Source organism: Rhodococcus sp. F64268 (genome assembly GCF_023015605.1).
Taxonomy (GTDB): Bacteria; Actinomycetota; Actinomycetes; order Mycobacteriales; family Mycobacteriaceae; genus Rhodococcus.
Genome location: NZ_JALKAI010000013.1, coordinates 5,866 through 29,610 on the forward strand (window position 1 = coordinate 5,866; position 23,745 = coordinate 29,610).

The window sequence follows — 23,745 nt, forward strand, 5'->3', positions numbered from 1 at the left end:
TCAACGTGTCAGTCCCGTACCGATCCCCCAACGGTCCTGACCCCGACGAAGACTCGCATCACTGTCCTCGAACCGCGCGGTGAGCACTGCGGCGATGTCCTGCGCGGCCGGCGGCGCCACCATCTCGTGATGCTCGCAATCGATGCGGAACTGGTGGATCTCGCCGTCGACGATGTCGTGCCACGCCGCGACAGCGGGCACCGATCCTGCCGAGCGGGTGGCGGTGAAGAACAGCACATCGCCGTGGAAGGTCACCGGCGAATGCCGGCGCGCTGCACGGGCCGCGGCCACCGATCCGGTGTGCAACCGTTCGAGGTGCTGTGCGGTCAGGCCCGACAGTTCCCCGAAGGACTCTTCGACAAGCGCGAGCGCGTCCTCGTAACCGAGTTCGGGGCCGCCGTTGACGGATACCCCGAGGTCGCGGAGCATGTCCTTGACCCCGGGCGCCGCTCCGCCCGGCGCGTTGAGATGCGCATCCAGCAACGCAAGGGTGTCGACCACCTCCCCGTCGCGTTGCAGTTCGACAGCGACGGCGTGCGCGACGATCCCGCCGAGCGACCACCCCAGCAAGTGGTACGGGCCGTGCGGCTGGACCTGGCGGATCTCCTCGGCGTAGCGCACGGCCAACGAGCGGACGCTGTCGACGGTGCCGGAACCGCTCAAGGTGGGCAACTGCAACCCGTATACGGCGCGTTCCCCGTCGAGATGCTGGGTCAGGCCGGCGTATCCCCAGGCCAGGCCCGCGGCTGGGTGCACGCAGAACAACGCCGGTGTGTTCCCTTCCCGCAGCGGCACCAGGACCCGCAGCGCGTCGTCGACGGTGCCGCTGTCGGTGTCACCGCCGAGATGCTGGGCCAGGTCGGCCACCGTCGGATGAGTGAACAACGCGGGCAACCCGATCCGCCGATTCAGACGCTGCGACAGATCCGGGACGACACGGGTCGCGAGCAGCGACGTGCCGCCGAGTTCGAAGAAGTTGTCGTCGGCGGCGACCGCCGTCAGACCCAGATGGGTGGCGAACACCTCCGCGACGAGGCGTTCGAGGTCGGTGTCGGGGGCCCGGCCCGCCGCAGCCCGGGCTGTGAAGTCGGGCGCAGGCAGCGCGCGGCGATCCAGTTTCCCGGCGGGCGTCAGCGGGATCGTGTCGAGGACGAGGATCACCGTCGGCACCATGTGTCCGGGCAGGTGTGCGGCTACATGCCGACGCAACACCGCCGGGTCGGGCGCGGTGCCCTCCGCCGCACGCACGTACGAGACGAGCACCGTCTCCCCCGATGGTGCCGTGTGGCCGAGGGTATGCGCGAACACCACCTGGTCGTGGCCGGTGAGCGCAGTGTCGATCTCGCCGAGTTCGACCCGGAACCCACGGATCTTGACCTGGAAATCCGACCGTCCCACATACTCGAGTTCGAGCCGACCCTCCGGAACACCGACCCACCGCACCACATCACCGGTGCGATACATCCGCTCCCCGACCCGACCGAACGGATCGGCAACGAACCGGGACGCCGTCAACTCCGGCCTGCCGTGATAACCACGCGCCAGACCCGGCCCGGCCACGTACAGTTCACCGGCCACACCCACTGGCACGGGGCGCAGCCGCGCGTCGAGCACCAGCGAACGGAATCCGCGCGACGGGCTGCCGATGGTCACCGGGTTCCCTGCACGCAGCGGCGCGGTCAGCGAGGTCATGATGGTCGCTTCGGTGGGGCCGTAGGCGTCGATCATGCGGTGTCCGTCGGCCCAGCGGTCGACGAGTTCCGGTGGGCACGCTTCACCGGCGACGAGCAGCACCTGCAGATCGGGGACCTGCGCCGGATCGAGGGAGGCGAGGGCGGTCGGGGTGATGAAGGCGTGGTCGACGCGGTGGGCGCGCAGCGCCGCGGCGAGGTCATCGCCGCCGTACACGCCGGGAGGCACGATCACCAGGCTCGCTCCCGCGGACAGCGCCATCATCATCTCGAAGATCGACGCGTCGAAACTCGGGGACGCCAAGTGGGAGACGCGGCTGCCGGGTTCGACGAGCAGATGGTCGTGTTCCTCGGCGGCGAGGTCGGCGAGACCGCGGTGGGTGACCGTCACGCCCTTGGGTCGGCCGGTGGACCCCGAGGTGTAAATCAGGTAGGCGCCGTGGTCGGGGCGCAACGGCACCGGGCGATCCTCGTCGGTGATCGCGGTGGTGTCGCGGCCGGTCAGATCCGCGCGAATCTCGTCGGAGTCGAGTACGAGCCAGTCCACGGTGTCCGGGAGCGTGTCGCGGTGCGCGCTGTCGGTGACCCCGACAGTTGCGGCGCTGTCGGTGAGCATGAACTCGATTCGTTCGGGCGGATAGGTGGGGTCGACGGGCACGAACATCGCGCCGCTGCGGGTGGTCGCCCACACCGCGGCCACCGAATCGATCGACCGGGGCAACGCGAGCGCCACCACGGTGTCGGGTCCGGCACCGCGGTCGAGGAGCAGCCGTGCCAGCGCGGTCGAGGCCCGGTCGAGTTCGCGGTAGGAGATGGTGCGGTCGCCGTCGACCACTGCGACCGCGGTGGGATCGATGGCGACGGCCTCGTCGAGCAGATCCGGCCATACTCGGGCGCCGATACCGGCAGGACCCCACGCGGGCACCAGAGTGTCGTGTTCGCGCGCGGTGAGCAGGTCGATGTCGCCGACCGGGACCTGCGGATCGGCGGTGACCGCGTCGAGCAGCCGGGTCAGCCGTGCCGCGAACTCGGAGACAGTGCCGGCGTCGAACAGGTCGGTGGCGTACACGAACGCGGCGTCGAGACCGCCCTCGGTGACGCCGGTCTCGAGTGCCCCACCGGCGTCGGCGACCAGCAATTCGAGATCGAAGTTGCACACGGTCGGGTCGAGGGTCATGCCCTGCACTGTCAGATGCGGTAACTCGAGCGCCGCGCGTCCGGTGTTCTGGAATTCGAGGGACACCTGGAACAGCGGCGAATGCGCGGTCGAGCGGATCGGGTCGGCGGTCTCGACCACGGTCTCGAACGGAATGTCGGTGTGCGCGAAGGCAGCAAGGTCGCGGTCGGTGACGTCCGCGAGCAGTTCGGTGAATGTCGCTGACGCAGGCACCGGGGTGCGCAGCACCACGGTGTTGACGAACATGCCGACGACGTCGTCGAGGTCGCGGTGTCCACGTCCGGCGATGGGGCTGCCGACGGCGATGTCGTCGGTGTTCGACAGACGTGCGAGCAGTACGGCGAGGGCGGCGTGCATTGCCATGAACACGGTGGTGCCGTGTGCCGCGGCGAGCTGGGTGAGCCGCTGATGCAGCGCCGCGTCGATGGAGAAGCGGACCACATCGCCGCGGAACGACTGTTGCGGCGGCCGGGGCCTGTCGGTGGGGAGCGGCAGCACCTCCGGTAGTGCGGCGAGGGTCTCGCGCCAGAACCGGGTCTGGGTTTCGGCGAGGGAGTCGGGGTCGGCCGGGTCGCCGAGCCGGTCGTGTTGCCACAGGGCGTAGTCGGCGTATTGGACGGGCAGCGGCGTCCAGGCGGGCACGTCACCACGGGTGCGGCCCTGGTAGGCGAGCATCAGGTCGCGGGCCAGGGGTGCCAGCGACGAGCCGTCGGCGGCGATGTGGTGTACCACGAGCACCGCGATGTGCTCGTCGCGTCCGAGCGCGAACACCCGCGCGCGCAGTGGCACATCGACGGTGACATCGAAGCCGGCCGAGGCGAACTCGGTGACCGCGGCCTGCACTGTGTCGGCGTCGGCAGGTACCACGTCGAGCGTCAGTGGCACGTCGTCGGCGGCGAGGATGCGCTGGTGTGGTCCGTCCGCGGTGGCGGGGTACACGGTGCGCAGTGCTTCGTGCCGGGCCACCACGTCGTGTAGGGCGGTACCGAGCGCGGCGCGGGACAGATGTCCGCTGAGCCGGATGGCGAGGGGGATGTTGTACGCGGCGGAGGCGGTGTCGAACTGGTTGACGAACCAGAGACGCTGCTGGGCCGGGGACAGCGGGATACGGGTGGGGCGGGGCGCGGCGGTGGGGCCGGTGCGCGGCCGGGGGTGGTCGGCGGTGCTGTCGACGGAGTGCAGGTGTGCCGCAAGATCCTGCACGGTGGGGTGTTCGAACAGGGCGCGTACGGGGATGTCGCGGCCGAGATGCTCCCCGATGCGGGTGACGGCGCGTGTTGCGATGAGCGAGTTGCCGCCGATGTCGAAGAAACTGTCGGTGGCCGAAAGGGTGTCGAGGCCGAGCAGTTCGCGCAGGTGTTCGGCCAGGACGGTTTCGAGTCCGTCGGCGGGTGGCCGGTGGGCGGCGCCGGTGCGGGTCAGGTCCGGTGTGGGGAGGGCGTTGCGGTCGAGTTTCCCGACGGGCGTCAACGGGATCTCGTCGAGCACCGTGATGAATGCGGGCACCATGTGCGCGGGAAGCTGCTGTGCAACATGGTTTTTGATTGTTCGGTGGTCCAGTGTTCCCGGGGTGGCCGGGTGGCAGTGGGCGACCAGCACCGTCTCCCCCGACGGGGCGGTGTGCGCGACGGTCACAGCGAACCCGACATCGGGATGGGTGGCCAGGGCGGCGTCGATCTCGCCGAGTTCGACGCGGAACCCACGGATCTTGACCTGGAAGTCGGCGCGGCCTACGTATTCGATCTCGAGCCGGCCGGTCGGATCCCCGACCCACCGCACCACATCACCGGTGCGGTACATCCGCTCCCCCGCCTGCCCGTACGGATCGGCGACGAACCGGTCCGCCGTCAGATCCGGGCGAGCATGATAGCCACGCGCCAGACCGGTACCTGCGAGATACAACTCACCGGACACACCGACCGGGACGGGACGCAGCAGGTCGTCGAGGATCACGGCGTGCACCCCCCGCAGGGGCGGTCCGAGGGTCAGCGCGCTGTCGCGGTGCAGTGGGTCGCTGATCGCGGCCATGATCGTGGTTTCGGTGGGCCCGTAGGCGTCGACGAGGCGTCGACCCGGCGCCCAGGCGGCGAGCAGGTCCGCCGGCCAGGCTTCGCCGCCGACGGCGAGGTCGACGAACGCGGTCAAATCGGCCGGATCGAGTGACGCGAGCGCGGCGGGAGTGATGAAACCGTGGGTGACAGCATGCTCGGCGAGGAACCGCCCGAGTTCGGTGCCCCCGTACAACTCCGGCGGAACCACCACGAGCGTGGCACCGGATCCGAAGGCCAGCAGGTACTCGAAGATCGACGCGTCGAAGCTCGGGGACGAGAAGTGCATGACGTTCGAGCCCGGTCCCGCGCCGAAACGCTCCCGCTGGTCGAGTGCGAAATTGTGCAGGCTGCGGTGCGTGGTGACCACACCTTTGGGGCGGCCGGTGGAGCCGGAGGTGTAGATCAGGTAGGCGGCGTGGTCGAGATGCAACGGTCTCGTCCGGGCGGTGTCGGTGATCGGCGCGCCGGTCCCGGCCTCGGGGCTGTGCAGATCGAAGCCGTGCAGATCGAACCACTGCACCGTGTCCGGCAACCCACCGCGATGCGCCGCGGTCGTGACCCCGACGGTCGCACCGCAATCGGCCAGCATGAACGCGACGCGCTCGGCCGGATAACGGGGGTCGACCGGCACGAACGCCGCCCCCGTCTTGGCGATCGCCCATATCGCGAGCACCGACTCGACAGAGCGGGCGATGCCCAACGCAACGGCCGTATCCGGCCCAGCTCCGACATCGATCAGACTGCGCGCCAAAAGATTCGAGCGATCGTCGAGATCCCGGTAGGTCACCGCGACAACACCGTCGGTCACCGCGATCGCATCGGGATGCGCGGCCGCGGTGGCGGCGAACAACTCCGGCAACGTCAGCGTCGACCCCCCGGCCGGGCCACGTACCGGGGTCAACACCTCGCGTTCGGCGGCGGTGAGCACCGTACGCTGCGCGAGCCGCGCGCCAGGGTCCCCCGCCAACGTGGTCAACGCCGCCACGATGCGGTCGGCGACGACCGCCACCTCACTGCGATCGAACACCTCGGGCAGATACTTCATCCGCAGATGCATGGCGGTGTCGGTGTGCGCAACGATACTCAGCGGATAGTGTGCAGCGTCGCGGCCGGTGATCCCGGTGACACGCATTCCGGCGATATCGGTGTCGGCGCTCATCCCGGCCGCATCGACCGGATAGGACTCGAACACGGTCAACGTGTCGAACCCGACCGCGGCACCGACATGCCGATCGAGGGTGTTCAGATCCACATGATGATGATCGAGCAGCGCCGCCTGTTCGGCCTGCACCCGGTCGATGAGCGTCGCCACGGTATCGCCGGGGTGCACGGTGACACGGACGGGGACCGTGTTGATGAACAACCCCACCATCGTCTCGATCCCCGCCACCTGCGGGGGACGCCCGGAGACCGTCGCCCCGAACACCACATCGCTGCGACCGGTGAGAGCACCGAGCACCAACCCCCACGCGACCTGCACCACCGTGTTGACGGTGACCCCACGCGCGGCAGCAACCGCGTCGATCCGGGCCGACAGATCGGCACCCACCTCGACATCGAGGTCTGCGGAGACCCCGCTGCCCGCGGCAGTACGGTGCTGCGGAGCGAGCAGCGTCGGCTCATCGACCCCGGCCAGCGCGCGACGGTAGGCCTGCACTGACTCATCCTGGTCCCGGTCGGCAAGCCACGCCAGATACGTGCCGAAACTCTGGGGTCGCTCGAGCAGCGCGGTATCACTGTCGGTGGCATACAGCACGAGCAGTTCCCGGATCAGAACCGGAGTGGACCAGCCGTCGAGCAGCAGATGATGGTTGGTCAGCGCGACACGGTGCCGGTCCGGTCCGATGTGCACGACCGTGACCCGGAGCAGCGGCGCGGCGGCGGTGTCGAATCGGGTGGTGCGGTCCAGCTCGAGCAACCGGATGGCGGCAGCGTCCGGATCCGGGTCGTCGCTGGTATCGGCCACCGTGAACGGCACGTCGGTGTGCGTCGGCACGACCTGCACGTATCCGTCCGCGCCGTCATCGGTGAACGCCACCCGCAGATTCGGATGCCGCACCAGCAACAATTGGAACGCGCGCCGCAGCCGCGCCGCATCGAGTCGGCCGGTGACCTCGAGCACGAGCTGGACGACATACGCGTCCGGGCTGTCCCCCGCCAGCAAGGCGTGGAACAGCAACCCGGTCTGCAGTGGTGCCGTCGGCCACACCGTCTCGAGCGGACCGTATCGATCCTCGAGCTGTTCGAGGGTCGGCTGGTCGAGCCGCACCAGCGGCAGGTCCGACGGCGTCAGACCTCCGGCGTGAGGGCTACGCGCATGCCGTGCCAGCGCCGTCGCAGCGGCGGTGAACCGCGCGGCGAGGGCGGTGACCTCGGTGTCGTCGAGCAGCCCTTCCGGGAAGGACCAGAACGTGCGCAGCACCGGTCCGTCGGGTCCGTCGACCGTCACCGCATTGAGATCGATCACGGCGGCGGCCGGCATGTCGGGGCTCTGCGTGCCACCACGCCCGAACTCCCCAATCGGCAACCACGGCACATCGGCGGCGGTGTCGGTGCCGACGGTGGGGCGGCCGAGATAGTTGAAACTCAGTTGCGGAGTGGCCAGCGTCGCCAACTCGGCGGCGGTGTCCGCGGCGAGATACCGCAACAGACCGAAGCCGACACCGTGATCCGGCACCGCGGCGAGGTGTTCCTTGACGGTCTTGATGGCACGCCCTGCAGCGGCCCCCCCGGCAAATGCCTCGTCGAGGTCGAGTCCCGCCAGGTCCAGCCGCAATGGGTGGATGGTGGTGAACCAGCCCACGGTGCCACCGAGATCGGCGCCGTCCGCGGCGGACGTCTCCCTGCCGTGCCCTTCCACATTGAGGAGCACCTCGTCGCGGTGTTGCCCGCGGTCGCGGCGCCACGCCGTGACCGCAAGCGCGAAAGCGGCGAGCAACCCGTGCTCGACCGAACCGTGGAACCGCTCGGGCACCGTCGTGAGCAGCGCCTCGGTCACCGAGGTGGGTAGCACCGATTCCACCGTCGAGACGGTGTCGTTGACGTCCACCGCCGGATCGAACGGCCGATCCCCCACCGGAGGTTCGACGACATCGACGGTGCGGCGCCAGAACTCCAGTTCGGAGCGACGCCGGGGATCATGCGCCGAGTCGGCAAGGGCCTGCGCCCACCGCCGCACCGATGTCCCCGCGACCGGTGGCAGTGCCGCCGCAGGCGAGTCCGGATCGAGGCCGGCCGCCCACGCCGCCGCGAGGTCGGGCACCAAGATGCGCCACGACACCCCGTCGACCGCGAGATGGTGAATCACCAGCAGTAACCGGCCGGCGCCCGTGGCCGAATCGAACCACACCGCCTGCATCAGCACCCCGGCCGACGGATCGAGCCGGTCGGCAGCCGCGTCGAGTTCGTGCGACGCGAGGGCGAAGAACTCTGCGGTGTCCGCGGCACTGGTCACCGGTACCCGATGGATCACGGTCTCGGCGCGCACCGCGCCGGGTGGGTCGACGTGCAGCGCGACACCGCGCGGCGACCCGGCACTCGGAGACAGGCGACCGCGGAGCATATCGTGCCGATCGAGCAGCGTCTGGATCAATGTGGTGAGCACAGATCTGGTCAGGCCGGTCGGCAACCGCAGCAGCACCGCCTGCGTGTACCGGTCGTAGCTGCCACCCCGCTCGAGCATCCAGTGCACGATCGGGGGTAGCGGCACCTGACCGACACCGCCGCCGGGCAGTTCCGACAACACGGTCGGCGCGACCGCGACCGCTGCGACGGCGGCGAGCGCCGCGGGGGTCTTGTGCTCGAACACCTCCCGCGGCGACAGCTCCAACCCGGCGGCCTTGGCGCGCGACACCAGCTGGATTGACATGATCGAGTCGCCACCCAAGGAGAAGAACGAATCGTCGACCCCGACTGTGTCGAGACCCAGCACCTGCGCGAACAATTCGACGAGCCGCACCTCGCGGTCCCCGACCGGGGCGCGGGTCACGGCGGACCGTGCCGCGAAATCCGGGGCGGGCAATGCCCGACGATCGAGCTTGCCTGTGGCCCCCACCGGCAGGGTATCGAGCACCACGAGGGCGGCAGGCACCATGTAGGCGGCGAGATCGGTGGCAGCTTGCGCCAGTACGGTGTCGACCTCGAGATCCACCCCGGTTTCCGGCACGAGATACCCGACGAGGCGGTCGGTGGCGGTGCGCTCGTCGTGGTGCACGACCACGACAGCGCGGGCGACACCGGCAGTACGCAACAGCGCGGCTTCGACTTCGCCGAGTTCGATGCGGAAACCACGCATCTGGACCTGGAAGTCGCTGCGTCCGACATATTCGATGTCGCCGCCGGGGGTGCGCCGGGCGAGGTCTCCGGTGCGATAGAGCCGCTCGCCCGAACCACCGTGCGGGTCCGCGACGAAACGGGTGGCGGTCAGATCGGGACGATGCAGATAGCCGCGAGTCAATTGTCCCCCGGACACATACAGTTCGCCGGTGGTGCCGGCGGGCACGGGATGCAGCCGGGTGTCCAGGATGTGCAACTGCAGCGACGGCAGTGGTGCACCGATGAGGTTGCCGTTCGCGTCCGCGGCCACCGCGCGACCCAACGGCAACGCGGTGACGTGCACGGTGGTTTCGGTGATGCCGTACATGTTCACCAATGTGGGCGACGTGTCGTCGTGCCTGCGGTACCAGCGGTCGAGCTGCGCCAGGTCGAGGGCTTCACCACCGAAGATGATCCAGCGCAACGGCAGCGGCGGACCCCCGGCCACCCGGTCGGCCTCGACGAACTGCTGGAACGCCGTCGGTGTCTGGTTCAGGACGGTGACCTGTTCGCGCCGCACCAACGCGAGGAACTCGTCGGGGGTGCGGGCGGTGTGGTAGTCGACGACGACGAGACGACCGCCGTGCGCGAGCGCACCCCACAGTTCCCACACCGAGAAGTCGAAGGCATAGGAGTGGAACAGGGTCCACACGTCGTGTTGGTCGAAACCGAACTGGGGGTGAGTGTCGGTCATCAGGGTCACCACGGTGCGGTGCGGCACCACGACGCCCTTGGGGCGGCCGGTCGAGCCGGACGTGTAGATCACGTACGCCGTCTGATCCGGATGGACCGCATCCCGCTCTGCGCTGGTCAGGGCCGCGGTAGGAAGCGCCGAGAGCCGGTCGAGGACTGCCTGCTCGTCGAGCAACAGCGTCTCCGGGGCGGTCTCGGGCATGAACGCGGCGTGCTCGGCGGTGGTGAGTACACACACCGGACGGGCGTCGGCGAACATGAATGCGAGACGCTCCGGCGGGTACGCCACGTCGATCGGCAGGTACCCGGCGCCGGCGTCGAGGATCGCGAGCAACGCGACGACGAGTTCGCAGGTGCGCGGCAACGCGACCGCGACGAGGGTGTCCGCACCCGCGCCGTGGTCGAGCAGCAGCCGCGCGAGGCGGTGGACACGGTCTTCGAGTTGCCGATACGTCAGGTTCCCGTCGTCGGCGGTCACGGCGACCGCGTCGGGGTCCACCGCGGCGCCGCGGCGGAACAGATCGAGCAACGTGTCGTCGTTCGCCGCGGTCCCTGTCGCGCGGCTCGCCGCGGTTTCCCTGGCGCGGCTCGCCGCGGTGAGCGCGTCGTGTTCCGGTTCGGTGAGCAGATCGAGGTCACCGACAGCAAGGTCCGGATCGGTCGTGACGGCGGTGAGCACCCGCACGAACCGGTCGGCGATCGCCTCGGCGGTCGCGGTGTCGAACAGATCGGTGGCGTAGGTCAGTGCGCAGCGCAGACCTACGCCGGGGACCTCCTGTACGTTGAGCTGGAGATCGAACTTTGCGACATTCAGATCGGCGTCGAGCGCCTCGACGGTGAGCTCCGGTAGTTCGAGATGCGCGCGCTCGACGTTGCCGAACTCGAGTACCACCTGGAACAGCGGCGAATGATCTGTGTGTCGAGTCGGGTCGAGCGCGTCGACCAGTTTCTCGAAGGGCAGTTCGGTGTGCCCGAACGCCGCCAGGTCGATCTCGCGAGTGCGATGCAGGTGATCACTGAACGACAGTCCCCCGGTGATGGGGGTGCGCAGGACCACGGTGTTGACGAACATCCCGACCAGGTCGTCGAGAGCGCGATGTCCACGACCTGCGACCGGGCTGCCGATCGCGATGTCGTCGGTACCCGACAACCGTGCGAGCAGCACCGCCAGCGCGGCGTGGACGGTCATGAACACCGTTGCATTGTGGGCAGCGGCGAGCTCGATCAGTGCGTCGTGCACGGACCGGTCGACCTCGAAGTGGTGCACGGCGCCGCGGAACGACTGCTGCGGTGGCCGGGGCCGATCGGTGGGTACCGGCAGTACCTCCGGCAGATCGGCCAGGGTGGTGCGCCAGTAGTCGAGTTGGGTCGCGGCGATCGAGTCGGGGTCGGAGGGGTCGCCGAGCAGTTCCTGTTGCCACAGGGCGTAATCGACGTACTGCACGGCCAGGGGCGACAGTTCCGGGGTGGTGTCCTGGCTGCGGGCGAGATAGGCAGCCATCAGGTCGCGGGCCAGCGGCGCCATCGATGCACCGTCCGCGGCGATGTGGTGCACCACCACGACCAGGACGTGCTCGGTGTCGGACACTGCGAGCAGGGCGGCACGGACCGGTACCGCGGCGGCCACATCGAAACCGGCGCCGATCAACTCTGCGATCCGGCCGGGCAGGTCGGCCTCCGCGGTGGGCTCCGGGCGCAGCGCGATCAGAACCTTCTCGGTGGTCGCGATCAGCTGCCGAGGCCCGTTCTCGTCGCCGGGATACCAGGTGCGCAATGTTTCGTGCCGGTCCAGCAGATCCGTCACGGCGGCGGCGAGGGCGACCCGGTCGAGGCGGCCGGTGAGGCGGATCGCGAGGGGAATGTTGTAGGCGGCGGAGGTGGTGTCGAATTGGTTGACGAACCACATCCGCTGCTGGGCGGGGGCGAGCGGCAGCCGTTCGGGCCGCACCGCCGGTACCAGCGGGGTGTGTCCGTGCCCGCCGTGATCGTCGAGGACCCGCGCGGCGAGGGCCCGCACGGTGGGGGCCTCGAAGAGGACTCGCACCCCGGCGTCGGTGCCCAGCGCGGTGTTCACGCGGGCGACGACGCGGGTGGCGATCAGCGAGTTGCCGCCGATGTCGAAGAAGTTGTCGTCCACCGATACCCGCTCGTGGCCGAGGACGTCGGCGAGGATACCGACGAGAACGCGTTCGAGGTCGGTGGCCGGCGGGTGGTAGTGACCGCCGGTGGCGGACAGATCCGGGACGGGCAGTGCCCGGTGGTCGAGCTTCCCGACGGGGGTCAGGGGGATCTCGTCGAGGACCACCACGGTCGCGGGCACCATGTGGGCGGGCAGGCGTGCGGCGACGTGCGCGCGGACCGCGGCGGGGTCGATGTCGGTGCCGGTGTCGGGGAGCACGTAGGCGATCAGGACGGTGTCGCCGGAGGGTGCGGTGTGGCCGGTGGTGTGCGCGAACGCGACGTGGTCGTGGGCGGTGAGCGCGGCGTCGATCTCGCCGAGTTCGATGCGGAAGCCGCGGACCTTGACCTGGAAGTCGGAGCGCCCGAGGTATTCGACGGTGTGGTCGGCGCGCCAGCGCACCACGTCGCCGGTGCGGTACATCCGTTCCCCCCTGCGCCCGTAGGGGTCGGCGAGGAAGCGGGCTGCGGTCAGGTCGGGGCGCCGGTGGTAGCCGCGGGCCACACCGGGTCCGGCGATGTACAGTTCGCCGGCGACCCCGACGGGCACGGGCCGTAGCCGCTCGTCGAGGACGACCTGGTGGAAACCGACGGCGGGGCCGCCGACGGTGACGACCTCGTCGGGATGCAGGGCGGGGCTGACGCTGGTTTCGATGGTGGCTTCGGACGGGCCGTAGCCGTTGAACATCTGCCGGCCGGGTGCCCAGCGGGCGACGAGTTCCGGTGGGCAGGCCTCACCGGCGACGACGAGGACGCGCAGGGGCTCGAGGTCGTGCGGGTCGAGCGAGGCCAGGGCGGTGGGGGTGATGAAGGCGTGGGTGACCTGTTCGTCGCGGAGCAGCCGGGCGAGTTCGTCGCCGCCGTACACATCGGGCGGCACGATCACCAGGGTGGCGCCTGCGCAGAACGCCTTGGTGTACTCGAAGATCGAGGCGTCGAAGCTCGGGGACGCCAGATGCGAGACGCGGGCCTGGTGGGTGATCGTGAAGTGTTCGCGGACCTCGGCATTGAGGTTGGTCAGGCCGCGGTGGGTGACGACGACGCCTTTGGGGCGGCCGGTGGAGCCGGAGGTGTAGATCAGGTAGGCGGGATGGTCGAACCGCAGTGGTGTGGTGCGGTCGGTGTCGGTGATCGGGTCGGTGGACGCCGCGGCGAGACGCTCGTGCACGGCCGGGTCGTCGAGGACGAGCCACGGCACGGTGCCCGGAAGCCGGTCGTGGTGCTCGGTGGTGGTCAACCCGAGGACGGCAGCACAGTCGGTGAGCATGTAGGTGATGCGTTCGGGTGGGTAGGTGGGGTCGACGGGCACGAACGCCGCGCCGGTCTTGGCGACCGCCCACACCGCCGCCACCGACTCGATGGAACGCGAAATACCCAGTGCAACAACATTCTCCGGACCAACGCCGGTGTCGATCAGCAGGCGGGCGACGCGGGTGGACCACTCGTCGAGTTCCCGATAGGTCACCTGACGGCCCCGGAACGACAACGCCACCGACTCGGGCATGATCGCGGCGATGCCGGTCAGCATCTCCGGCCACTGTTGCGGCGAGACCGGAGGACGGCCACGGGCCGGAGCGAGGGTGGCCAGTTCGGCCTCGCTGACGATGCCGATGTCCCCGACCGGAATCCGCGCCCCCGCCGCGGCCGCACTCGAATCGGACACCGCGGCGGGTTCGGCGCTGACGGCATCGATGATGCGAACGAACCGGTCGGCGAAGGAGAGCACGGTGTCGGTGTCGAACAGATCCGTGGCGTAGGTGAAGTACGCCGAGATCCCGGCAGGACCCTGGTCGTCGACGGTTTCAGCGACCGACAACTGCAGATCGAACAGCGACAACGGCGCCGCGAGATCGAGAACTGCGACGGTCAGATCGGGCAGCACCACCTCGGGACGTTCGGTGTCCTGGAACTCGAGCATCACCTGGAACAGCGGTGAATATGCCGTCGACCGGGGCGGATCGAGAACCTCCACGAGACGCTCGAACGGAATGTCCGCGTGATCGAACGCCGCGAGATCGCCGTCGCGGACCCGCTGCAGCAACGCCGCGAACGGTTCGGCGTCGTCGACCCTGGTGCGCAACACGACGGTGTTGACGAACATGCCGATCAACTCGTCGAGGTGACGGTGCCCACGACCCGCGACCGGGGTGCCGATCGCGATGTCGGAGGTCGACGACAACCGCGCGAGCAGCACCGCCAGCGCGGCGTGCACCACCATGAACACCGACGTGTCGTGCCTGCGCGCCAACGCCACCAACCGGCGGTGGGTTGCGGCATCGAGGGTGAACGGCACCCGACCACCACGGCGGCTCTGCTGCACCGGGCGGGCGCGATCGAGCGGCAGTTCGAGCAGTTCCGGGACCCCGTCGAGTTGCTCACGCCAGAACCGCAGCTGGCGCGCGGCGAGCGACTCCGGGTCGGCCTCGTCGCCGAGCACGGCCCGCTGCCACAACGTGTAGTCGGCGTACTGGACCGGCAGCGGCGCCCAACCGGGATCATGTCCGGCCGTGCGCGCGGTGTACGCGGTGATGACATCGCGGGCCAGCGGGCCGAGGGAGAACCCGTCACCGGTGATGTGATGCAGCACCATCACGAGCACATGCTCGCTCCCGGAGAGCGCGAGCAACCGGATACGGGCGGGGATTTCGGCGGCGACGTCGAATCCGGTCGCCGCGATCTTCTCGATGTGCGCGTCCACGGTGTCGGCGTCGATCGTGGTGACGGTGAAATCCGGGAGCGACGCCGCCACGGCCGGGACGATCACCTGTACGGGAGCAGCGTCGACGAACGGGTAACGGGTACGCAGCGATTCGTGGCGGGTGACGACATCGGCGACCGCGGCCCGCAGGACGTCCAGCTCGAGGTGTCCGGTCAGGCGCAGTGCGACGGCGATGTTGTAGGCCGGGGAGGTCGTGTCGAACTGGTTGATGAACCACATCCGTTGTTGCGCCGGGGACAGTGGCAGCGGATCCGGGCGTGGCCCGGCGGTGAGCGGCGGACGTGCGGCGGCGGCCGTGGGGGCGGAGGCGCGGTGCACATGGTCGAGCACCCCCGCGACGGTCGGATTGTCGAACAGGTCGCGGATGCCGAGGTCGACACCGAGTGCGACGGACAGCCGCGCGGCGAGCCGCATCGCGAGCAGGGAGCCGCCGCCGAGGTCGAGGAAGCTGTCGTGCAACCCCACCCGGGGTACGTCGAGCAGTTCGGCGAAGGTGTCCGCGACGAGTTGTTCGACGGGGGTGCGCGGCGGGCTGTACGGGCGGTCGGGTGCGGTCAGGTCGGGTGCCGGGAGCGCATCGCGGTCGAGTTTGCCGTTGACGCCCACCGGGAGCCGATCGAGCACGATCAGCGTGGCGGGGACCATGTATTCGGGGAGTTGCCGGGCGAGTGCGTCGGTGACCGCGACGGTGTCGATGCTGCGGTCGGGGTGCGGCACCACGTATCCGGTGAGCACATCGTCGGCGAGGTGATGGACGAGCACTGCGGCCTGCGCGACGTCGGGTGTGCTGCGCAGGGCGTGTTCGATTTCGCCGAGTTCGATCCGCAGGCCCCGGATCTTGACCTGGAAGTCGGTGCGTCCCAGGTACAGCAGGGCGCCGTCGGAGCGGCGGGTGGCGAGATCGCCGGTGCGGTACATCCGCTCCCCCGGCTGTCCGTACGGGTCGGCGACGAACCGGTCGGCGGTCAGTGCGCCGCGGCCGAGATAGCCGCGGGCGAGTTGCACCCCGGCGAGATACAGTTCGCCGACCGCCCCGACGGGCACCGGGTGCAGCCGAGCATCGAGGACGTAGGCGCGGGTGTTCCACACCGGGCTTCCGAGCGGCACGGTGCCGGTGTCGTCGTCGCTGGTGGTCCACGCGGTGACATCGACGGCTGCTTCGGTGGGTCCGTACAGGTTGTGCAATCCGGTCCGGGTGAAGGCGCGGCGGGTCGCGGCAGCAGTTTCCGGAGGCAGCGCCTCACCGGAGGCGAACAGATGACGCAGGGAACTGCCTGCCGCCAGCCGGGTTTCGGCGGCCGCGGTGAACACCGCGAGCATGGACGGCACGAAATGCGCGACCGTGATCTGGTGCGCGTCGATGACATCTAGCAGGTAGTGGGGGTCACGGTGGCCGCCGGGCTCGGCAAGCACGAGCCGCGCCCCGGTGTGCAGGGGCCAGAAGAACTCCCACACCGACACGTCGAAGGTCGCGGGGGTCTTCTGCAGCACGCTGTCGGCGCCGGTCAGCGGATAGGTGTGCTGCATCCAGCGCAACCGGTTGACGATGGCGCGGTGGGTCACCGCGACCCCCTTGGGGCGGCCCGTGGACCCGGAGGTGTAGATGACGTAGGCCAGATCGTCACCGACCGCGGCGCGGCGGTCGGTCGCGGTCAGCGGCGCATCCGATTCGCCGTCGAGGTCGAGCGTGTCGAGATGCAGGACCTCCACATCGGAGCCGGCCAGGCAGTCGGCGTCGGCGGTGACGGTCAGGACCAGCGCCGGGCGCGCACTGGTGAGCACATAACCAGTGCGTTCGGCGGGGTGTTCGGGGTCGACCGGTAGGTACGCGGCGCCGGTCTTGACGATCGCATACATGCCGACGAGCAGTTCGAGCGACCGGGACACGGCCAGGCCGACGATCGCGCCGGGCCCGGCGCCGCGGCGCAGCAGGAGTCGGGCGAGACGGTTGGTGACGGCATCGAACTCTGCGTAGCGCAGAGCGTGCTCCCCGGCGACCATGGCGACCGCGTCCGGCGTGGCAGCGACCTGCGCGGCGAACGGGTCGAGGAGGGTGGCCTCGGGTAGCGCCACGGTGGTGGCGTTCCAGTCGTCGAGCACCCGGCTGCGTTCACCGGCGCGCAGCAGGTCGAGATCACCGACGGCGCGGCCGGGGTCGGTCACCGCGGCGGTGATCAGCCGCACGAGGCGGTCGATGAATCCGGCGGCGGTCTCGGCGTCGAACAGATCGGTGGCGTACGACAGGGCGCCGTGCAGCGAGTCGATGCTGCCGTCGCGGGCCGGGATCTCCGTGACCGTCAGATGCAGATCGAATTTGGTGGTGGCGGTGTCGATTTCGGTGATATCGACCGTCAGGTCCGGCAGTTCCAGGTGGGCGGTGTCGTTGTTCTGGAAGGCGAGCATCACCTGGAAAAGCGGTGAATGCGCCGCCGACCGGTGCCCGGCGAGCAGATCGACGAGCACATCGAACGGCAGGTCGGCGTGCGCGAATGCTTCGAGATCACCGTCGCGGACCGCCCGCAGATAGGTGCCGAACGGCATCGCCGGTGGCACCGCGGTACGCAGCGTGACGGTGTTGACGAACATGCCCACCAGGTTGTCGAGTTCGGGCTCCCCGCGACCCGAGACCGGCGTGCCGATGAGGACGTCGTCGCTGCCGGACAGCCGCGCGATCAGCAGGCTCACCGCTGCGTGCACCACCATGAACTCGGTGGCGCCGTGCGCGTGCGCGACCGCGCTGATCCTGCGGTACAGGTCAGCGTCGATGTCGAAATCGATGGTGGCGCCGCGGAACGACTGGGTCGGGGGCCGCGGCCGGTCGGTGGGCAACGCGCCGATCTCCGGGGCGCCCGCGAGCCGGGTGCGCCAGAAGTCGAGTTGCTGCGCGGCGCGGGACGCGGCGTCGTCGACGGTGCCGAGGAGTTCGTCGAACCACAGGGTGTAATCGGCGTACTGCACCGGCAACGCGTCCCACTGCGGGCTCCGCTCGTCGCGACGCGCGAGATAGGCGGTCATCAGGTCACGGGCCAGCGGCGCCAGGGACGCACCGTCCGCGGCGATGTGGTGCACGACCACCGCGACCACATGATGTTCGTCGTGCACCCGCAGGAGCCGCAGCCGCACCGGTGGATCGACGGTGACGTCGAATCCGGCGGTGACGACCTCGGCGACCGATCGCTCGAGGTCGGTCGGGTCGACGGTGGTCGGGTTCGGGTCGAGGTCGATCTGTGCCGCCGGGAGGATCTGCTGGACCGGGCCGTCGGCGGTCGCGGGGAACAAGGTGCGCAGTGCCTCGTGCCGCTCGAGCAGATCGTGCACCGCGGAGGTGAGCGCGGCGACGTCCAATCGGCCGGTCAATGTGATGGCGACGGGAATGTTGTAGGCGGCGGAGGTGGGGTCGAGCTGGTTGACGAACCACAGTCGCCGCTGGGCCGCCGACACCGGTACCTGCTCGGGTCGGGGGCGGGCGGTGAGCGGAACCCGGGTGAGGCGTTCCGCGGCAACGCCGCTCGCATCGAGGTGTGCGGCGAGCGCCCGCACGGTCGGAGCCTCGAAGAGGGTGCGCACCCCCACGTCGGTGCCGAATGTGTCGTTCAGGCGCGCGACCACCCGGGTGGCGATCAACGAGTTGCCGCCGAGGTCGAAGAAACTGTCGTCGAGCCCTATCCGGTCGAGACCGAGTTGGTCGGTCAGGATCTGCGACACCGCGGTTTCGGTGGGCGAGCCCGGTGCGTCGCCTGTCGCGACGGCGGTGGCGAACGTCGGTTCGGGCAGGGCCCGGCGGTCGAGTTTACCCACCGGGGTCAGCGGGATGTGGTCGAGCACCACCAGCGCGGCCGGCACCATGTGCGCGGGCAGCCGCCGCCGCAGGTGCTCGGCCACGGTGTCGGTGTCGACGACGTGCCCGGTCTCGGGCAGGAGGTAGGCGACGAGCATCGGATCGCCGGACGGTGCGGTGCGGCCGAGGGTGACGGCGAACGCGACGGTGGGGTGGTCGGTCAGGGCGGCGTCGATCTCACCGAGTTCGATGCGGAAGCCGCGGATCTTGACCTGGAAGTCGGAGCGGCCGAGGTATTCGATGGTGCCGTGGTGATGCCAGCGGACCACATCGCCGGTGCGGTAGGTGCGGGATCCGGGTGGGCCGTACGGGTCGGCGACGAAGCGGGTCGCAGTCAGACCGGGCCGGTCGAAATAGCCGCGGGTGACACCCGGCCCGCCGACATACAGCTCGCCCGCGACCCCGCGCGGCACCGGATGCAGCCGGGTGTCGAGGACGACCTCGGTGACCCCGCACACCGGTGCTCCGAGCGTGACGGTCTCGCCCGCGACGAGCGGCTCGGTGATGTTGACGACGATCGTGGTCTCGGTGGGCCCGTAGGCGTTGAACATGCGTCGGCCCGGTGCCCATCGTGCGGCGAGTTCCGGGGGGCAGGCCTCACCGGCGACGGTGATCGCCCCGGCCTGCAGTCGGGCCGGGTCGAGCGACGCCAATGCCGCGGGGGTCGCGAACATGTGGGTGACGCGTTCCCGGTTGAGCAGATCGGTCAGTTCGTCGCCGCCGTACACGTCGGCGGGGATGACCACGAGGGTGGCGCCGACCCCGAACGCGGTCATGTATTCGAAGATCGAGGCGTCGAAGCTCGGGGAGGAGAAATGCGAGACCCGGGCGGCCGGCGGTGGGGCGAGGCGGGTGTGCAATGTGGCGGACAGGTTCGCCAGGCCGCGGTGTGGGACGAGCACTCCTTTGGGGCGGCCGGTGGAGCCGGAGGTGTAGATCAGGTAGGCGGCATGGTCGAAATGCAGATCGCAGGGACGGTCGGCGTCGGTGACGGGGACGTCCGAGGTGTGCTCGATCCGGGTCCGCAGGGCGGGATCGTCGAGTTCGAGCCAGGGCAGGTGGTCGGGCAACTGCGGCCGGTGCGCGCCGACGGTCAGGCCCAGTACGGCACCGGAATCGGTGAGCATGTAGTCGATGCGGTCGGTGGGGTACGCCGGGTCGATCGGTACGAACGCCGCACCGGCCTTCGCGACTGCCCACAGCGCAGCCACCGATTCGATGGAGCGTGCGATACCCAACGCGATGATCCGGTCCGGTCCGGCACCCGCGTCGAGTAGGATGCGGGCGAGCCGATTGGACCACTGATCGAGTTCGGCGTAGGTCACGGCGCGGTCGCCGCACACGAGGGCAGGGCTGTCGGGGACGATCGCGGCGACCGCCGAGAGTAGTTCGGGCCACAGTTGCGGAGACATCGCGGGGCGGCCGCGGGCGGGCAGCAACCCGACCGGTTCGCCGGGCGCGACCACGGGCAGGTCGCCGACCGGGCAGGCCGGATCTGCGCAGCCGGCAGTCAGAACACGGCCGACCCGCGCCACGAAGTCCGTTGCCGTCTGCGAGTCGATCTGGTCCGGCCGGTAGGTGCCGTGCACGTGCAGCTCGTCGGCGGTCACCGTCACGTGCAGCGTCAGCGCGGCGTCCGCGGCCGGTCCGGTCGCGGGGCCTGCCTCGGGGCCGGTGACCGTCAGCACCACCGGCGGGATCGGGGCGGGGCCGATCGAATCCAGCACCTCGGCCGTGACATCGGCATGCGCTGCAGCCTCGGCGTCGAGCGTCACCAGCCGCGCGAGCAGGTCGGTGAACGATTCGCTGCCGTCGACGCGAGCGCACAGCGGCAGCACCACGGTGTGTGCGGGCCACCCGACGACGGTGTGTTCCTCGGCGGTCAGGCCGGCCTCGACGATCGCGGTGGCAGCGTGCAGCACGGGGTACCAGGCGTCGGCGAGGCCGGACGGGTGCGTGCCGTCGGCGACCCCGCGCACGGCGGCGACCGCTGCGGGGGGCACCGCGAGGACCGTGTCGACAACGCCGATCGGTGCGGCGGGCATCCCGGTGTTCGCGGTCTCGACGGGTGTGCCCTCGTCGACGGTGCTGTGCGGCAGCCGGAGCTGTTCGGGGGCCCCGGCGAGGGTGCGGCGCCAGAACGCCTCGGTCGCCACTGCGTGCCTGCGGCGACGGCCGATCTCGGCGGTGGCCGGGTCGATCCGATCGAGCGGGGTGTCCGCTGGGGCGCGCAGGAACTCGCCGAGCAACGCGACGAACGCGCCGTGGTGTTCCGCGAGTTCGTCGGGATCGTAGCGGTGCGGGTTGCCGCGGAAATCGATGAACGTCTTCGCGGGAGTCCCGCTCTGATAGATGTTGACCAGCAGGTCCTCGACGGGACCGGACGTCATGATGTGGAATTCCCCGCGGATGTCCCCGAGCGTGATCTCCTGATGGAAGAGCATGACGTTGACCATCGGCCCGGCGTAGCGGGTCGGGTCCCCCGCTGCACCGCTTTCCCTGCGGATGTCCTCGATACTGAACCGCTGGTGCCGCAACGCCCCGGTGAGTTCCAACTGCACCCGCTGCACCAGATCGTGGCGGGTGTCGCCGGCGGTGAGCCCGACGTGCACGGGCGCCGTGTTGACGAGCATGCCGCCGCTGCGCCGCACGACCGCGGTGGTCCGGGCCGAGACGGGCAGGTTGATCACCACGTCGTCGTGGCCTGTCATGCGCGCCAGATAGGTCGAGAAGGCAGCGATGACCGTCGCGGTGGACGACGAGCCGGCGGTCTCATCGCTCGCGGTCAGGGCCCGCACCAGATCGTCGGGTAGTGCGGTGCCGGTGAGCAGGCTCCGGGCAGCTGTCGGGGCGTCGCGGTGCGCGAGGGTGGAGCCGGCTTCGAGGCCGGCGACCCGTTCGAGCCAGTAGTCGCGGTCGGAGAGATAGCGGGCCGAGCCGTGATAGTCGCGGTCCCAGTCGTAGAGGGTGCGCAGGTCCGCGGCGCGCGCAGGATCCGGTTCCCGCTGCTCGTGCGCCGCGGTGTACAACGCGGCCGCCCGGTTGAGCAGGGTCATCGCGGCGTAGCCGTCGAGCGCGACATGGTGGATGCGGGTGTACCAGAAGTGCCGGTCGTCGGCGACCCGCAGGATCGCCATCTGCACCAGCCGATCGGCGGACAGGTCGACCGGTCGGGCGTAGTCGGTCTCCATCCAGTCGCGGGCGGCGCGCAGCGGATCGGACTCGCCACGCAGGTCGATCTGCGGGATGGTCTCGGAGGCGATGGACTCGTCGACGACCTGGTACGGCTCGCCGTCGACCTCGAGGATCCGCAGGTAGGCGGATTGGAACTCCCCGCCGACGAGATACGAGACCCGGCACAGTAGGTCGATGTCGAGGTCGCCGCGCAGATCGATGTACTGCGCGATGCAGATCGGCACGTGCGGTGCGAGTTGCTGCGCGAACCAGATCGATCGTTGAGCGGACGACAGCGGGAAGGCGCCTTCGGGCAGCCCCGACTCATGAGATCGCAACGACATTCCCCTCCGAGAAGCGATGTGGCCGAAACCGGCGCGCCCCGACATCGCGTCATGGTGGCTCGATAGCTGCCCCACTTTTTCCGGTCGTGCATTTGCTTCCGAGTGATCGGAAGCACTCCCCAAGCTAGACCACATCCGTTGCGTCCCGGTGCGGTTTCGCGCCGCAGAAAGGAGTCGGGGAAGGAATGCGATACCGATCGGTAATTCGGATCGAAGCGGATACCAGCCGCGCACCATCTGCCCGCGAGAATCATTACTTTTTCATCGCGATTCGATCACCGTTCGATACTCGATTGCGAAATGTCCGATTTGCGGCGGCAAATTCGGAAACCGCACGAAACCCACTCTCGGTGCCTATTGTCGAAACTCGGATCACATCTGTCCCACGATTCGCAGTACCCCACGATTGTTCCCGCCTGACGCACCACTCTCAGACCCACGAAGGAGCATCCGATGTCGCGTCGCCGATTCGCCCGCTCACTCGGTGTCCTGTTCGCCGCAGCGATAGCCGTCACGGCCCCCACACACGCGGCCGCCGATCCGGCGCCCGCCGGAATGCCCGTCGACCAGTTGCGCGCGCAGCTCGCCGGTTCGCCGGACGTGGTCGGTGCTCTCGACCGGCTGGTCGACGCCGCCCGCACCCCGACGATCCTCGAACCTCCGCCCCGAAACATTCCGCAGCCGTTCATGTCGCCCGCGCCGTCGGTCGGGCCGGGCTGCGGTGGCGGGTTCACTCCCTTCGCGATGACCTCCGGGTGGGCGCATCCGGGCCCGCACGCCGATCCGGATATCGGATTCGGGGAGATGAAGGTGTTCGTGCAGCCGACCATCCCCGTGCAGCCCGCCGACGCCGACCTGAAATTCGTGTGGATGAACATGGAGAACTTCCGGGCCGGTGTCGCCACGCTCGACGACCGGATCGGTGGGGTTCCGCAGCTGTCCACCACCATCGCGCCGGGACCCGGCCCCGTCATGGCTGCCCTGTTCGGGTCGGTCCAGTATGTCAACGGCGCGTTCTGCCAGGTCATCTACACCATGGGCGGATTCTTCGTGTGAGTGCAGCGGGCGGCCGCAGGATGTTCAGCGCAGCCGCTCGGCCGCCCGCGCCAACTCCACCAGTTCGGCGCACAACCGACGTAGTTCACCCTGATCGGCACCTTCGTCGACGGCGGTCGCCACGTCCTCGGCGGCACACCGCACCTCGAACGCCCGATCGGTCAGGGCCTCGGCCTCGGCCGCCGAGAGCACGACGGCATCGGCGGCCAGACCCGAGCTCGCCGCGGTGACCCGCTGCTCGTAGGCGCGCTGTCGGCAGGACCGGCGGCAATAGTGACGGCGGCGACCCGTCCCGATCTCGGGTACCGGTCGCCCGCACCACAGACAGCTCGCTGGTCTGCGCTCGGGTCCGGACATAGGGTGACACGTTACCGAGCGCAGAACCGGTGCCGGTAAACTGGCTGATCGGCCGTGTCCCCGGTTCGGGAACGGATTCGGCCCCGCCGACGTTGACATGGTGTGGACGTGGGTACCGTCCGGCACACGCCGCGTCGGTGCCGGGCCCCACCG

Annotated in this window: 3 protein-coding genes; 1 reads left to right on the forward strand and 2 read right to left on the reverse strand. The window is 69.6% G+C overall.

Features of this window, described 5'->3' with window-relative positions; all coding sequences use genetic code 11:
* Entirely contained in the window at positions 1-22,179 is a 22,179-nt protein-coding gene (locus tag MWU77_RS22245; RefSeq protein WP_247274797.1) for a non-ribosomal peptide synthase/polyketide synthase, read from the reverse strand.
* A 453-nt stretch (positions 22,180-22,632) separates the two neighbouring features.
* Here MWU77_RS22245 and MWU77_RS22250 point away from each other — a divergent pair, with 453 nt between their 5' ends.
* A complete protein-coding gene (locus MWU77_RS22250) occupies positions 22,633-23,235 on the forward strand; it encodes a hypothetical protein (RefSeq protein WP_247274798.1) in 603 nt (200 codons plus the stop codon).
* A 24-nt stretch (positions 23,236-23,259) separates the two neighbouring features.
* Here MWU77_RS22250 and MWU77_RS22255 read toward each other — a convergent pair whose 3' ends face one another.
* The gene (locus tag MWU77_RS22255; RefSeq protein WP_169690198.1) at positions 23,260-23,592 is read right to left on the reverse strand and encodes a hypothetical protein; all 333 of its coding nucleotides are present in this window, start codon (positions 23,590-23,592) and stop codon (positions 23,260-23,262) included.
* Between the last annotated feature and the right edge of the window lie 153 nt (positions 23,593-23,745).